The following is a 15671-nucleotide window of genomic DNA, read 5'->3' on the forward strand; positions in this document are numbered from 1 at the left end:
GGGGACACTCTTTTAACCTGACGCTGCTGACACGGTTCTGTCAGCAGCGGTCGCTGTCTCAAAGGGTCAAAGGAGAATTTTGCGGACGAGCCTGACGCCAACCAGCGCCATGTAGGCGCCAAAGAACAGGCCGAGCGACCAGCCGAAACCGGACGGACCGAAGGCGTCCATGCCGATGCCGATCGCCTGGGGGCCAAGCACCATGCCGACACCATAGCAGAGCACGAAGGCGGCGTTGGCGGATGCCAGTTCATGACCGGAAAGCTGCGAGCCGAGATGGGCAAGACCGATCGTGTACATAGCGGCGACTACGCCGCCCCAGACGAACAGAAGGGCGGCCATCAGGTGCCAATTCTGGGCGAAGAAGGGCATGAAGACCGTGCCGACAAGGCCGACCGTGGCGCAGGCGAGCAGCAGATAGCGGCGGTCGCTGACCCGGTCGCTGATCATGCCGATCGGGATCTGCAGCAGCACATTGCCGAGACCGATCATGGTCAGCAGCAATGCGGCGTCGGCTTCCGAATAGCCGATGCGGTTGCCGTAGATCGGAAACAGCGCGAAGCCGCCGGTTTCGACCGCACCGAATACAAGCACGGCGGCGGTCGCCGATGGCACTAGCCAGATGTAGCGAAGGAAGTTGCTGGTTTCGCCATCGGCAACAATGGAGGGGCTTTCATTGCGCGCGGCCAGCACCGGTATCGCGGCCAGCGTCACCAGCACGATGATGACGCCGAACGGCCTGAAGCCGGAGCTGCCAAGATGGGCGAACAGCCACGGTCCGGCGGCAAAGCCGAGCGACAGGACGGTGGCGTAGATGCCAAGCACAAGACCGCGCCGGTGCGGCGGTGCCGACGTGCTGATCCAGAATTCCGACAGGATGAACAGCACCGTCAACGCGATATGCAGCACGATGCGCAGCGGAAACCACATCCAGAAGTCGGGCGCGAAATGGAAGCCGACGAAGGCCAGGGCGCCGGCGGCGATCATCCCGATCATGGTCCAGGCGACGCCGAAGCGCATGGCGAGCGGTGTGGCCAACGGCGCGCCGGCGATCGAGGCCAGGCCGGCGACGGCGGTGTTGAGGCCGATCATCGAAGCCGAGTGGCCCCGCGTTTCCAGGATGACGCTGAGCAGGGGCATGCCGAGGCCAATGGCTATGCCGACGACGCTGATCGACGAGATCGCCGCCACCATCGGCAGCCAGTGTACGCGTTCGTCGCCCTTGGGTTGGGTATCGACCGTCATGGGATGCTGAATACTCTGTCTCTTTGATCTTACGCAATTCCCTGGGGAAAAGTGCTGCGCGCTTTTCCCGGGAAAACCGCGTCACACTTTTCCCTGGAATTGCCCTACAGAAGTTCGCGGGTGAAGCGGTTTCGGACAAGTCGGTAGAAGGGGACGGGGCCACCCGGACGCAGCAGTGGATCGTGGGCGAGGCGCTTTTCCAGCTCGTCCAGGATCATTCGCGTGATGTCGGGTATGTCGGCTTCCCGGGCCTTGGCGAGCGGCAGCCAGACCAGTTCCTCGAGTTCGTTGGTCGGCCCGCCGCCGGGCAGTTCGACGGCGACATCGTTGCGCCAGGCGCTGAAGAAACGGGTGTCGAAGCGGCGTATCCGGTTGGGTGGGGTGATGGCGCGCGCGATGAAACGCAGCGTTTCCAGTGACGGCCTTACGCCGTGTTCGACAAAACCCTGCCAGTCACGCTTGTCGGTGGCAAAGGGGGCCTTCTGGCCTATCAGCAGCCCGGCTTCCTCATAGGTTTCGCGGATAGCGGACAGCGCGACTGCCCGGGCTCGCGCCGCACTGGTGCGGCCGGGACCAGCAAGCAGCTTTGCTTCCTCGTCGCGGTGCAATGCGGTGGCGGTCGCGATTCGGCTGTCCGCCGGATCCGTGCGGCCGCCGGGAAACACGAACTTGCCTGGCATGAACGCGTGGCCGGCGTGACGGCGGCCCATGAGCACCAGCACCTCATCGCCCTTGCGGTCGAGCAGGATCAGCGTCGCGGCGTCACGCGGACGCGGAGGCCGGCCGCTATGCGCGGCAAGACCCTTGTCGAGCTTGTCGACGTCCACCTTGGTCATTGCTTCCATGCGCAGGGACCTAGCGGAAACTTCTGGCAAGCGAAAGTGGCCTTCACGGTCGGTATGTTGCGCCAGCCAGAGCTTTAGGCTCTCGGATGAGGCTCAATCCCATCCTTTTCGCCGCCGAAGCCGTGCATATAGAACGCCCATTGCAGTCCGATGACGGCGCCTTTGACAGGCTGCAGCAGCGCTACCGACAGCAAGATGGTCAGGGGCACCCAAATGAGGATGTGCTGCCAGGTGGACAAGGTCGACGTCGCTTCCACGCCCATGAAGGCACCGAGAACGATGTGGCCGACGATGACGATGACCAGATAGGCCGGCAGGTCGTCGGCGCGATGGTGATGGATCTCCTCGCCGCAGACGCTGCAGGTCTCGACGGTCTTGGTGAAGCCGCGAAACAGCTTGCCTTCGCCGCAGTTCGGGCAGCGCCCCAAAAAGCCGCGCTTCATTGCCGTCCACAAGGGGCGGGCAACCCGGCCCGACTGATGCTCGCCGCCGAAAACCTGTTGTTCCATCATCGTCTCCTGCCGCGCGACCCCGGTCGCGATTGCGATGCACGGGCACGACCCTTAGCCTTGTGAAACGACCTGGTGGAGCCTGGCAGGGGCTTCGGGTCGGTCAACATCTCGAAACGCATCGCGCCGGCCATAGGCGCCACCTCGACGAGCCGAACCTCGACGCGGTCCGCGAGCTGGTAGCCTTTTCCCGAGCGTTCCCCGAACAGGGAGCGGGCCGTTTCGTCGTATATATAGTAATCGCCGCCCAGAGTTGAGACGGGGATGAAACCATCGGCGCCATATTGCGGCAATTGGACAAATAGTCCTGATTTGGTGACGCCGGAGATGCGGGCGTCGAAGCGGTCGTCGATGCGCTCGGCGAGATAGGCTGATATCAGCCGGTCGACCGTGTCGCGCTCGGCCGCCATGGCGCGACGTTCGGTGCCGGAGATCAGCACCGCGACATCCTCCAGCCGCGCTTCCTCTTCTTGCGTCAGCCCGCCGGGACCGAGGCCGAGTGCGGCAATGAGTCCGCGATGCACGATCAGGTCGGCATAGCGGCGGATCGGCGAGGTGAAATGCGCGTAGCGCCTGAGGTTGAGGCCGAAATGGCCGATATTCCCGGGTGAATATTCGGCCTGGCTCTGCGAGCGCAACACCACCTCGTTGACCAGCGCCTCGTTGTCGGCGCCATGCACGCGCTCGAGAATGCCGTTGAACTGGCTGGGCCGCATCTGCGCCCCGCGCGCCAGCGACAGGCCAAGCGTTGCCAAGAATTCGCGCAGCGATTCCTGCTTGGCGAGCGAAGGCGCGTCGTGGACACGGTAGACCAGCGCCTGCTTCTTCGCCTCCAGCGTCTCGGCCGCGGCAACATTGGCCTGGATCATGAATTCTTCGATCAGCTTGTGGGCATCGAGCCGTTCCGGCACGATGACGCGATCGACCGTGCCATCCGGCTTGAGCAGGATCTTGCGCTCCGGGAGGTCGAGTTCGAGCGGCTGGCGGCCATCGCGACCGCGCTTGAGGATCGCATAGGCATCCCATAGAGGCCTCAGCACCGTGTCGAGGATCGGGCCGGTCTTGTCGTCCGGCGCGCCGTCGATCGCCGCCTGGGCCTGGGGGTAGGCGAGCTTCGCCGCGGACTTCATCATCACGCGGTGAAAGGAATGCCTGATCTTGTGGCCGTCGGCGGAGAAGGTCATGCGCACCGCCAGCGCCGGCCGGTCCTGGCCTTCGCGCAGCGAGCAGAGGTCGTTGGAAATGCGCTCGGGCAGCATCGGCACGACGCGATCCGGGAAATAGACCGAATTGCCACGCTTCAGCGCCTCGCGGTCGAGTGCCGTGCCGTAGCGGACATAGGCGGCAACATCGGCGATCGCGACGGTGGCGATCACGCCGCCCGGATTCTTTTCGTCGAGGTCAGGCGTCGCGAAGACAGCATCATCATGGTCCTTGGCGTCGGCCGGATCGATAGTGACCAGTGGCAGGTCGCGCCAGTCCTCGCGATTGGCCATCGTCGCGGGCTTCACCGCCTCGGCCTCGGCGATGACGTCGGCCGGGAAGATGTGCGGAATGTCGTGGGCATGAATGGCGATCATCGAGACCGCCTTTTCGCTGGTCAGCGAGCCAAGCACGTTGAGCACCTTGGCTCTCGGCAACCCATAACGGGAAGCGCGTGCCGGCTCGACCTCGACCAGGTCGCCATTCTTGGCGCCGTTCTGGAATTCCTTGTCGACGATCAGCTCCGGCTGGCGCCGTTCCACTGGTTCAATGCGGAAGGTACCGTCCTGCAGCACGCGGAAGACGCCGAGAACGGCATCGTTGCGCTTCTCGAAGATCTTCATCACCCGTCCGGTATAGGCGGGGCCTGACGGGTCATCGGTCGGGAAGGTCTTGGCCAGGACGCGGTCGCCGATGCCCGGCGCCGGTCCGTTGCCGCCGCGCGACACGCGGATCGATACGACGGGTGGTTCGCCCGAGCCCACGGACTCGGCTGGATGCGCCAGCAGGACACCGTCGCCGTCGCGGCCAAAAATGTCGAGCACGGCGACATGGGGCAGGGCGCCGACGCGGGCCAGCCGCTTGCGCTCCTTGGTGAGCACGCCCTCATCCTGCATGTCACGCAGGAGATCTTTCAGCCAGATGCGGTCGTCGCCGCGCAGCGCGAACGCCTTGGCGATGTCGCGTTTTCCCGCCCGGTCGGGATTTTCGGCGATGTAGCGCAGGATCTCGTCACGAGAAGGCTTGTAGTCGTCCTTGACCTTGGCCCTCGTGTCGGCGGTGCGCGGATCGCCGTGGCTTCTTCCGGTGATCCTGCGCGCCACGCTGTCCTACCCTTTTTTCTTCGCGGTCGGCTTCTTCGCAGCCGGCTTTGGGGCCGCTGTTTTCTTGGCCGCCGGTGCCTTGGCCGCTGCCGCCTTGCGGAACGGCTTCTTGCCGCCGCCGCCCTTGGCTTCCTTCTCGGCAATCAGCGCCAGCGCGTCCTCAATCGTCACCGATTGCGGATCCTTGCCCTTGGGCAGCGTGGCATTGACCTTGCCGAAATTGACGTATGGCCCGTACTTGCCGTCGCGCACGACGATCTTGCCGCCGCCGTCCGGATGGTCGCCAAGTTCTTTCAGGGCCGCGGCCGTGCCGCCATTGCGGCCGCCCTTGCCCTTGGATTGCTTCTCGGCAATCACCGTGACGGCGCGGTTGAGGCCGATGGAGAACACGTCCTCGATGCTGTCGAGATTGGCGTAGGTGCCATCATGAAGGACGAACGGACCGTAACGGCCGAGTCCGGCCGAGATCATCTTGCCGCTCTCGGGGTGTTTTCCCACGTCGCGCGGCAGACCCAGAAGCGCGAGCGCCTTCTCATGGTCGATGGAGTCGGGCGTCCAGCCCTTGGGCAGGCTCGAACGCTTGGCTTCCTTGCCGTCGCCGCGCTGGATATAGGGGCCGAAGCGGCCGGAGCGCAGGGTGATTTCCTCAGCCGTGTAAGGATCCTTGCCGAGCACCTTGGTGCCGTCCTCGCCGCCGCCATTCTCGCCGTTCGGATTGGCGGCGTCGCCGAGCTGGCGGGTGAACGAGCATTCGGGATAGTTCGAGCAGCCGACGAAGGCGCCGAACTTGCCGAGCTTCAGCGACAGATTGCCAGTGCCGCATTTCGGGCAGATGCGCGGGTTCGAGCCGTCCTCGCGGGCGGGAAAGACCAGCGGCGCCAGTTCCTCGTTGAGCGCGTCGAGGACGTCGGTGACGCGCAGTTCCTTGATGTCGGCGACCGCGCCCGAAAAATCCTTCCAGAAATCGCGCAGCACGTCCTTCCAGGCGAGCTTGCCGTCGGAGATCTCGTCGAGCTTTTCCTCGAGCGAGGCGGTGAAGTCGTATTCGACATAGCGCTCGAAGAAACTTTCGAGGAAGGCGGACAACAGACGGCCCTTGGCCTGCGGCACCAGCCGGCGCTTGTCGATCGTGACGTAGTCGCGGTCCTCGAGCGTCTTCAGGATTGCCGTATAGGTCGACGGCCGGCCGATGCCGAGCTCTTCCAGCTTCTTGATCAGCGAGGCCTCGGAATAGCGCGGCGGCGGCTCGGTCGTGTGCTGGGTGGCGTTGATCGCCTGGCGGGCAAGCTGCTCGCCGGCACGGATCTCCGGCAGACGACGGTTTTCCTCGTCTTCGGCGTCGTCGTCCTTCTGGTCGGTGTAGGCGGCGATGAAGCCGTCGAAGCGAACGACCGAACCGACGGCGCGAAGCTCGGCGGTACGGGCGCCGTTGACGGCCTCGATCTCGACGGTGGTGCGCTCGATCTCGGCCGGCTGCATCTGGCTGGCGATGGCGCGCTTCCAGATCAGCTCATAGAGCCGCAACTGGTCGGAATCGAGATACTGCCTCACCGATGCCGGGGTGCGCATGAAGTCGGTCGGCCGGATCGCTTCGTGCGCTTCCTGGGCGTTCTTGGCCTTGGCGGTGTATTGGCGCGGCTTCTCCGGTAGGTACTTTGGGCCGAATTCCTTGGCAATGGCGTCCCGAGCACCAGAAATGGCCTCGGGCGCCATCTGCACACCGTCGGTTCGCATATAGGTGATCAGGCCGGTGGTCTCGCCGCCGATCTCCATACCTTCATAGAGGCGCTGCGCCACCTGCATGGTGCGCGTGGCCGAGAAACCGAGGCCCGACGAGGCGGCCTGCTGCAGCGTCGAGGTGGTGAAGGGCGGGCCGGGATTGCGCTTGGTCGGCTTGGCTTCGACGGACAGCGCCTTGAAGGTCGCGCCCTCGAGCATCGCCTTGATGTCGTCGGCCTGCGCCTTGTTGGCAATGTCGAGCTTTTGCAGCTTCTTGCGCTCGAAGGCGGTCAGCCGTGCTTCGAAATTCTCGTTGCGCGGCGTGCCGAGGATCGCGGCGATCTGCCAATATTCCTCGCGGATGAAGCGTTCGATCTCGGATTCGCGGTCGCAGACCAGACGCAGCGCCACCGACTGGACGCGGCCGGCGGAACGGGCGCCAGGCAGCTTGCGCCACAGAACCGGCGACAGCGTGAAGCCGACGAGATAGTCGAGCGCCCGGCGGGCGAGATAGGCATCGACCAGCGGCGCATCGATCTGGCGCGGATTGGCCATCGCTTCCAGCACCGACGATTTGGTGATGGCGTTGAAGACGACGCGGCTGACGGGCTTGTCCTTCAGCGCGCGCTTCTGCTTCAACACTTCCAGCACATGCCAGGAGATGGCCTCGCCTTCGCGATCAGGGTCGGTGGCGAGGATCAGGCCGTCTGCGTCCTTGACCGCCTTGGCGATGTCGGCGAGCCGCTTGCCCGATGCCGTGTCGACCGCCCAGGACATGGCGAAGTCTTCATCCGGGCGCACCGAGCCGTCCTTGGCCGGCAAATCGCGGACATGGCCGAACGAGGCCAGAACCTTGTAGTTCCTGCCCAGATATTTGTTGATTGTCTTAGCCTTGGCCGGCGATTCGACGACGACGACGTCCATGAGGTCTCTTATCTGCTGTGATGCGCCAGAAGAATTCCGCTGCGCGCGACGAAATCTCGTTTCTGTTTGTCGCTCACATGGCCGCGCTTTTGCATCCGGTCAAGGGGAAGCGCCCAAATTGCGAGGTCGCCGGCAGCAATACACTCTAAGAGTGTATGGAGAAAATCACAGAATTTCGATTAGGAGAGTTGGCGGTCGCAAGTCGGCGAAAACGACCGCGCGCGTCCGATGAGTCGACGAATTGTGTTGCGCGGGGAGCCTGGCTCACATTGCGCAAGAAGAAGCTGGCCGCCAAATGCATTGGGGGACGCCGGCGACCAGCTCCATGTCCCGCCAGCTAGCGGGAACGGGAATGGAGGCTCAGTCGGCCTTGACGATATGCCAGACGCCGGCGACACCGTCACCGCTCATGTCTCCGGCTTTCTTGTCCTTGATGAAGGTGTAGACCGGCTTGCCGTCATAGGCCCACATCTTGGTGCCGTCGGTTCGGTCGACCACGCTCCATTCGTCCTGCGCCTTGGCGCCGGCCTTGGCCTTCAACGGCGGCCAGTTGGCGGCGCATTTGTCGTAGCAATTGGTCTTGCCCTTCTCGTCCTTGTCATAGGTGTAAAGCGTCATGCCCTTGGCGTCGGTGTAGATCTTGGTGCCATTGACCTTGGCTTCCTTCCACGCTTCGGCGGCGTAGGACGCGGCGGTGCTGAGCAGGAGTGCGGCCAACCCTGCGGCTATCGTTTTCATGGAAATCTCCCTGGCTGATATCTGGAGACGCGCGGGAAATCGCGGTCTCGTCCTATCAACGCCAGCCGCGGGTGCTTTCTTCCCCGCGATGACTTGCCACATGATGGTGATTGGCGGACAAACCCGCGTGCCGCTATATCGTCGCCAAACAGTCGGAGCTCAGGGAATGGCATTGGATATCGGCTATGTCAGCGCGGTCGGGGCGGGGGCCATCTCGTTCCTGTCACCATGCGTGCTGCCGCTGGTGCCGCCCTATCTCTGCTACATGGCCGGCGTGTCGGTCGAGGATTTCCGCGGCAATGCGGGCGTGACGGCAAGGCAGGGCGCGCGCGGCGCGCTGCTTTATTCCTCGATCGCTTTCGTGCTCGGCTTCTCGACCGTGTTCGTGGCGCTCGGCGCCGGCGCCTCGACCATAGGCCGGCTGCTGCGTGTCTGGCAGGAGCCGCTGGCGATGGCCGCCGGCGTGCTGATCATCCTGATGGGCCTGAATTTCCTCGGCATCCTGCGCATTCCGCTGCTGTCGCGCGAGGCGCGCTTCCAGTCGCAGGGCAAGCCGGCCAGCGCCGTCGCCGCCTATGTCATGGGGCTGGCCTTCGCCTTTGGCTGGACGCCCTGCATCGGCCCGGTGCTGGGACCGATCCTGACGCTGGCCGGCGGGCGCGAAACGGTGGGCGAGGGCGCTCTGCTGCTCGCCGCCTATTCGCTGGGGCTTGGCATACCCTTCCTGATCGCCGCGCTGTTTTCTGGTGCCTTCATGCGCTTCCTTGGCAAATTCCGCGTCCATCTCGGCCGCGTCGAAAAGGCGATCGGCGCGCTGCTGGTGGTCGCCGGCGTGTTTTTCCTTACCGGAGGCGTGCAGACGGTGTCGTATTGGCTGCTTGAGAATTTCCCGGTGCTGGGGCGGCTGGGATAGGCGCAGGGTTGAACCGTGGACCAGCTGATTAAGAGTCAGCTGCTCGACCATCTCACCGGAATTTAACCGCATTGGTGCAGCATGGCGCCGCTGCTATCCTGTTTTGATTCCCAACCCTTTTCCTATGGTTGTCCTTCCATGAGCCAGAGATCCTGCCTGTCTGTCATCCTCGCCGCCGGCGAAGGCACGCGCATGAAGAGCGCGCTGCCGAAGGTGCTGCATCCGATCGCAGGCCTGCCGATGGTCGCCCATGTGGTGAAGGCGGCCGACGCCGCCGGTGCCAGCAGCGATGCGATCGTCATCGGCCATGGCGCGGAAGAGATGCGCAAGGCGGTGGCGAAGTTCTCACCCAAGGCCGAGACCTTCGTGCAGGACAAGCGATTGGGTACGGCGCACGCCGTTCTTGCCGCCCGTGAAGCGATATCAAGGGGTTATGACGACATCCTGGTGATGTTCGGCGACACGCCGCTGATCGATGCGGAGGCTTTGACCCTGGCGCGGATGAAGCTCGCCGAAGGCGCGGCCGTCGCGGTGATCGGCTTCCGAACGCCAAATCCAAACGGCTATGGCAGGCTGGTCGAAAAAGGTGGCAAGCTGATCGCCATCCGCGAAGAGAACGACTGTTCCGAAGCTGAGAAGAAAATCACCTTCTGCAATGCCGGCATGATGGCGGTCGCCGGCACCCATGCGCTGAAGCTGCTCGACGCGGTTGGCAACAAGAATGCCAAGGGCGAGTATTATCTGACCGACATTGTCGAGATCGCGGGCGCGCAAGGTCTCGATGTCGTCGCCACCGAAGCCAGTTTCGAGAATGCGCTCGGCATCAACAACCGCGCCGAACTGGCGCAGGCGGAGGGCATCTGGCAGCAGCGTCGACGCCAGGAGGCGATGCTGTCGGGCGTGACGCTAATCGCGCCGGAAACGGTCTATTTCTCGCACGACACCGAGATCGGCGCCGACACGCTGGTCGAACCCAATGTCTGGTTTGGTCCGGGCGTGAAGATCGCCGGCGGCGCCAAGATCCATGCCTTCAGCCATATCGAAGGCGCCACCATCGCGGCCAATTGCGATGTCGGGCCATTCGCTCGGCTGCGGCCAGGCGCCGATCTCAGGCAGAAGGCCAAGGTCGGCAATTTCTGCGAGGTCAAGCAGGCTGTTGTCGAGGAGGGCGCCAAGGTCAACCATTTGACGTATATCGGCGATGCACGTGTCGGCGCGGGCGCCAATATCGGTGCCGGCACCATCACCTGCAACTATGACGGCTATTCGAAATTCTTCACCGACATCGGCGAGGGCGCCTTTGTCGGCTCGAACTCGTCGCTGGTGGCGCCGGTATCGATCGGCAAGGGCGGCTACATTGCGTCGGGCAGCGTCATCACTGAAAGCGTGCCCGACGATGCGCTGGCCTTCGGCCGCGCCCGCCAGAAGACCATTCCCGGCAAGGGCAAGGAATTGCGCGAGCGATTTGCCTCGGCCGCGGCGGCGAAGAAGAAGGCCGCTGGCGCCGATCATTAGCGGTCAGTCGGCGGGCTGCTTTCTTCCTGAAGCAATTGAAATCCGATCAATTGCAGTAACCGGATTGCAAGAGCGGTCTGGCATGGTGCATGCGTTGAGAAACGTCCGTTACACCGGACGAAATGCAATGTGACTTTCACGGCAGGCCGGCCATCCCTAAATAGCGCTGGTTTTCCATGGGGAATTGGGGACTGTCTGCATGTGCGGTATCGTTGGAATCGTCGGCCACTCGCAGGTTGCACCGCTCATCGTCGACGCGCTGAAGCGGTTGGAATATCGCGGCTATGACTCGGCCGGTGTGGCCACCATCGAGAAGGGGCAGCTTGGCCGCCGTCGCGCCGAGGGCAAGCTGATCAATCTCGAACGCCGGCTCAAGGACGAGCCGCTCGAGGGCACGATCGGCATCGGCCACACGCGCTGGGCGACCCATGGCGTGCCCAACGAAACCAATGCGCACCCGCATTTTTCCGACGGTGTCGCCATCGTCCACAATGGCATCATCGAGAATTTCGCCGAACTACGCGATGAACTGACGCGCGACGGCTATTCCTTCTCCTCGCAGACCGACACCGAGGTCGTCGCCCATCTGGTGGCGCGCGAACTGGCCAGGGGGCGCAAGCCCGTCGAGGCCGCGCACCAGGCGCTGAAGCGGCTCGAAGGCGCCTTTGCGCTGGCCATCATGTTCAAGGGCGACGAAGACCTGATCGTCGGCGCCCGCAACGGCCCGCCGCTGGCCGTCGGCCATGGCGACGGCGAGATGTTTTTGGGCTCCGACGCCATCGCGCTGGCGCCCTTCACCAATTCGATCACCTATCTGGAGGACGGCGACTGGGCGGTGGTGCGCCGCGACAGCGTCGCCATCTTCGACATCGACGGCAGACAAGTCGAGCGCAAGCGCCAGCAGTCGCTGTCGACCTCCTTCATGGTCGACAAGGGCAACCGCCGTCATTTCATGGAGAAGGAAATCCATGAGCAGCCCGAGGTGATCTCGCACACGCTGGCGCATTATGTCGACTTCGTCTCCGGTGTTTCGAAGCCGCTCGACCTGCCGTTCGACTTCGCCAGGATCGGCCGGCTGGCGATCTCGGCCTGCGGCACCGCCTATCTCGCCGGCCTGATCGGCAAATACTGGTTCGAGCGCTATGCGCGGCTGCCGGTCGACATCGATGTCGCCTCGGAGTTCCGCTATCGCGAGATGCCGCTGTCGGCCAACGATGCCGCCTTCTTCATCTCGCAGTCGGGCGAGACCGCCGACACGCTGGCCTCGCTGCGCTACTGCCGCAAGGCCGGCATGAAGATCGGCGCCGTCGTCAATGTGCGGGAATCGACCATGGCGCGCGAATCCGATGTCGTGCTGCCGACGCTGGCCGGACCGGAGATCGGCGTCGCCTCGACCAAGGCTTTTACTTGCCAGCTTTCGGTGCTGGCATCGCTTGCGGTGCGCGCCGGCGTGGCGCGCGGGGCGATCTCGAAGGAGCAGGAAAAGACCCTGGTGCGGGCGCTCTCGGAAGCGCCGCGCTATGCCAACCAGGTGCTCAAGCTCGAGGAGCAGATCGAGCGCATCGCGCGGGAGCTGTCACGCTATTCCGATGTGCTCTATCTCGGCCGCGACACCAATTTCCCGCTGGCCATGGAAGGCGCGCTGAAGCTCAAGGAAATCTCCTATATCCACGCCGAAGGCTATGCGGCCGGCGAGCTGAAGCACGGGCCGATCGCGCTGATCGACGAGAACATGCCGGTCATCGTGATCGCGCCGCATGACCGGATCTTCGAGAAGACGGTGTCCAACATGCAGGAAGTGGCGGCGCGCGGCGGCAAGATCATCCTGATCACCGACAGCAAGGGGGCGGCTCAGGCGAGCGTGAAGACGATGGAGACGATCATCCTGCCGGACGTGCCCGAAATCATCTCGCCGATCATCTACGCATTGCCGATCCAGATGCTGGCCTATTTCACCGCCGTCTTCATGGGCACCGACGTCGACCAGCCCCGCAACCTGGCGAAATCTGTCACGGTGGAGTAGGGGCGCCTCAACAGGCGCTCTTTAAAAACTTCGCAGTTCCAAACGGCCGTCCGGTTCACTAATGTTGCGCCGCAACCCGCGCCCCGGTGAACCATGTCCGATGCTCCGAAGACCTCCGGCATGACCCGGCTGAGGAACTATTTCCTCACGGGCTTCATCGTCTGCGCGCCGCTGGCGATCACCGCCTATATCGCCTGGTCGTTCATCGGCTGGGTCGATTCCTGGGTAAAGCCCTATATTCCGGCGCGTTACAGCCCCGACACCTATTTGCCATTTCCGGTTCCGGGATTCGGGCTGATCGTCGCCCTGATCCTGATCACGCTGATCGGTTTCCTCGCCGCCAACATTGTCGGCCGCGCCATTGTCGGTTTCGGCGAGCGCCTGCTTGGCCGCATGCCGCTGGTGCGCGGTATCTATGGCTCGCTGAAGCAGATTTTCGAGACCGTGCTGTCGAACAAGGGCGACATGTTCCGCCAGGTCGGGCTGGTCGAATATCCACGCAAGGGCGTGTGGTCGCTGGTCTTTGTCGCCAGCGAAAAAGAAACCGAGATCAATGAGAAGCTCGACCAGGAAGGCGATCCGCTGATTGCCGTGTTCATGCCTTGCACGCCGAATCCGACAACCGGATTCCTGATGTACGTGCCGAAGTCGGACATCGTGCTGCTCGACATGACGATCGAGGACGGCGCCAAGCTGATCGTCTCCGCCGGGCTGGTGGCGCCCGAGGTGAAGACGAAATTGGTGACGCTGAACGGCGAGCCGATCAACGGAACGGTCGCCAATCCGCCGCTAGGGCCTCATCCGGCGCGCAAGAGCCGCACCGCCTCGTCGCGGCCGAACAAGTAGAGCAGCAGGCGCAGCGCCTCACCCCGGTCGGACTGCAACTCGGGGTCGCGCGACAGGATCAGCCTCGCATCGTCGCGGGCTGCTTCCAACAGATCGGCATGCGCCTCGATGCGCGCCACCTGGAACCCCGGCGTACCGGACTGGCGGGTCCCCAGAAGTTCGCCTTCGCCGCGCAATTTCAGATCTTCCTCGGCGATCAAAAAGCCGTCCTCGGTCTCGCGCATCACCGACAGCCGGCGTTTTGCGGTCTCGCCGAGCGGATCCTTGTAGAGCAGCACGCAGGAGGAGGGCTTGTCGCCGCGCCCGACCCGGCCGCGCAGCTGGTGCAACTGCGCAAGGCCAAAGCGTTCGGCATGCTCGATGACCATGACGGTAGCGTCCGGCACGTCGACACCAACCTCGATGACCGTGGTGGCGATCAGGATGCGGGTCTCGCCCTCCTTGAAGGCGCGCATGGCCTCGTCCTTCTCGGCGCCCTTCATGCGGCCGTGGACGAGGCCGATGCGGTCACCGAACAACGGCTTCAGCGAAGCGAAGCGATCCTCGGCCGACATCAACTTGATCTCTTCCGACTCTTCCACCAACGGGCAGATCCAGTAGATCTTCTGGCCACCGGCGACCGCGTCCTCCATGCGGCCGACCAGTTCGTCGAGACGCTCGAGCGGCAGTGTGACAGTGCGAATCGGCTGGCGGCCGGCCGGTTTTTCCGTCAGCTTCGAGACATCCATGTCGCCGAAGGCGGTCAGCACCAGCGTGCGCGGGATAGGCGTCGCGGTCATCACCAGCATGTCGGGCGCATCGCCCTTGGCGGTGATGGCGAGCCGTTGGTGAACGCCGAAGCGATGCTGTTCGTCGATCACGGCCAGGACCAGGTCGTGGAAGGTGACCGTCTCCTGGAACAGGGCATGGGTGCCGACGACGATGTCGATCTCGCCGCTCGCCAGGCCAGCCAGCGTTTCGGTGCGTTCGCGGCCTTTCTCGCGGCCGGTAAGGATGGCGATGCGCAGCCCGACCTTGGCCGCAAGCAGCGCGATCGTCGCCAGATGCTGGCGCGCCAGGATTTCGGTCGGCGCCATCAGTGCCGCCTGGCCGCCCGCCTCGACGGCGCGCGCCATGGCAAGCAGAGCGACCACCGTCTTGCCCGAACCGACATCGCCCTGCAGAAGCCGAAGCATGCGCTCGGGGTCGGCGAGGTCCGCATTGATTTCGGCGAGCGCGAATTCCTGGCTTGCAGTGAGTGAATAGGGAAGGGCCGCACGCAGTTTCTCGACGATGCGGCCGTTGCCGACCAGGGGGCGCCCAGACAGGCGGCGGATCTTTGCCCGCACCAGCGCCAGCGAGACCTGGCCCGCCAGCAACTCGTCATAGGCAAGACGCCGCCAGGCAGCGCCGTCGATGGAAACGTCGATCGGGTCCGCCGGATTGTGGATACGGGTAAGCGCGTCGGCAAAGGTGGGAAAGGTGTGCCGGCGCATGAAGGCGCCGTCCTGCCATTCCGGCAATTCGGGCAAGCGCGCCAGCGCCTGGCCGATCGCCCGGCGCAGCACCTTGCCAGAGAGCCCCGCGGTCAGCGGATAGACCGGTTCGACCAGCGGCAGGTTTTCCGCCTCGCTGGCCAGCGCGATATGGTCGGGATGGACCATGGTCGGGCGGCCGTTGAACCATTCCATGCGGCCCGAGACCACGACATGCTCGCCGACAGGCATCGCCTTTTCGAGGTAGGCGGCGTGCGCATGGAAAAAGGTCAGGCCGATTTCGCCGGTATCGTCATGAGCGTAGACCCTGTAGGGCACCGACCTGTTGCCGCGCGGCGGAGGCTGGTGGCGGTCGATGCGCACGTCGAGCGTGACGATCTGGCCTTCCGCGGACCCAGCAATGCCTGGCCGGCTGCGGCGGTCGATAACGGTATGCGGCAGCACGAACAGAAGGTCGCCCGCGCGGGCCGCGCGATCACCAAGATCAGCCGTGACGACCTTCTCGATCAGCGCGCCAACCTTCGGCCCGACGCCGGCAAGCGAAGTGATCGGGACGAACAGCGGATCGAGGATGAAAGGACGCATGATGTCAGCTTATGTCGCGACGGCCTCA

11 protein-coding genes are annotated in these 15671 nt (G+C 64.0%); 4 read left to right on the forward strand and 7 right to left on the reverse strand.

Going from position 1 to position 15671, the window contains the following annotated elements; all coding sequences use genetic code 11:
* Window positions 1-66: 66 nt before the first annotated feature.
* The 6 genes from AC07UC_RS20680 to AC07UC_RS20705 all read right to left on the reverse strand — a co-directional run bounded on the left by AC07UC_RS20680 (window position 67) and on the right by AC07UC_RS20705 (window position 8286).
* The gene (locus AC07UC_RS20680; protein ID WP_140773301.1) at window positions 67-1245 is read right to left on the reverse strand and encodes an MFS transporter; all 1179 of its coding nucleotides are present in this window, start codon (window positions 1243-1245) and stop codon (window positions 67-69) included.
* A 104-nt stretch (window positions 1246-1349) separates the two neighbouring features.
* A complete protein-coding gene (locus tag AC07UC_RS20685; protein WP_494907256.1) occupies window positions 1350-2090 on the reverse strand; it encodes an NUDIX hydrolase in 741 nt (246 codons plus the stop codon).
* A 74-nt stretch (window positions 2091-2164) separates the two neighbouring features.
* On the reverse strand, window positions 2165-2599 hold the full coding sequence (locus AC07UC_RS20690) for a DUF983 domain-containing protein (protein WP_202322149.1): 435 nt from the start codon (window positions 2597-2599) through the stop codon (window positions 2165-2167).
* Complete coding sequence (rnr, locus tag AC07UC_RS20695) at window positions 2599-4905, reverse strand: ribonuclease R (protein WP_494907257.1); 2307 nt, start codon at window positions 4903-4905, stop codon at window positions 2599-2601. The genes AC07UC_RS20690 and rnr overlap by 1 nt, the downstream gene beginning before the upstream one ends.
* 6 nt (window positions 4906-4911) lie before the next feature.
* Window positions 4912-7548 (reverse strand): type I DNA topoisomerase, encoded by a 2637-nt coding sequence (gene topA, locus AC07UC_RS20700; protein WP_140773307.1) that lies wholly within the window; start codon window positions 7546-7548, stop codon window positions 4912-4914.
* A 360-nt stretch (window positions 7549-7908) separates the two neighbouring features.
* Complete coding sequence (locus tag AC07UC_RS20705) at window positions 7909-8286, reverse strand: COG4315 family predicted lipoprotein (protein ID WP_140773308.1); 378 nt, start codon at window positions 8284-8286, stop codon at window positions 7909-7911.
* 166 nt (window positions 8287-8452) lie between these two features.
* Between AC07UC_RS20705 and AC07UC_RS20710 the strand changes: the two genes are divergently transcribed.
* The 4 genes from AC07UC_RS20710 (at window position 8453) to AC07UC_RS20725 (ending at window position 13583) form a co-directional block, all read left to right on the forward strand.
* Window positions 8453-9199 carry a cytochrome c biogenesis CcdA family protein gene (locus AC07UC_RS20710; RefSeq protein ID WP_056572171.1) on the forward strand — a complete coding sequence of 249 codons (747 nt, stop codon included), beginning with the start codon at window positions 8453-8455 and terminating at the stop codon, window positions 9197-9199.
* Between the two features lie 138 nt (window positions 9200-9337).
* Window positions 9338-10714: a bifunctional UDP-N-acetylglucosamine diphosphorylase/glucosamine-1-phosphate N-acetyltransferase GlmU gene (glmU, locus tag AC07UC_RS20715; protein ID WP_494907258.1), complete on the forward strand. Its 1377-nt coding sequence runs from the start codon at window positions 9338-9340 to the stop codon at window positions 10712-10714.
* 199 nt (window positions 10715-10913) lie between these two features.
* Entirely contained in the window at window positions 10914-12737 is a 1824-nt protein-coding gene (gene glmS, locus AC07UC_RS20720) for a glutamine--fructose-6-phosphate transaminase (isomerizing) (RefSeq protein WP_494907259.1), read from the forward strand.
* A 93-nt stretch (window positions 12738-12830) separates the two neighbouring features.
* Window positions 12831-13583: a DUF502 domain-containing protein gene (locus tag AC07UC_RS20725; protein WP_056576606.1), complete on the forward strand. Its 753-nt coding sequence runs from the start codon at window positions 12831-12833 to the stop codon at window positions 13581-13583.
* Here the strand turns inward: AC07UC_RS20725 and recG are convergent.
* The gene (recG, locus tag AC07UC_RS20730) at window positions 13535-15643 is read right to left on the reverse strand and encodes an ATP-dependent DNA helicase RecG (RefSeq protein WP_494907261.1); all 2109 of its coding nucleotides are present in this window, start codon (window positions 15641-15643) and stop codon (window positions 13535-13537) included. The genes AC07UC_RS20725 and recG overlap by 49 nt on opposite strands.
* Window positions 15644-15671 lie beyond the last annotated feature (28 nt).

Source organism: Mesorhizobium sp. GW821-FHT04C10 (genome assembly GCF_059420305.1).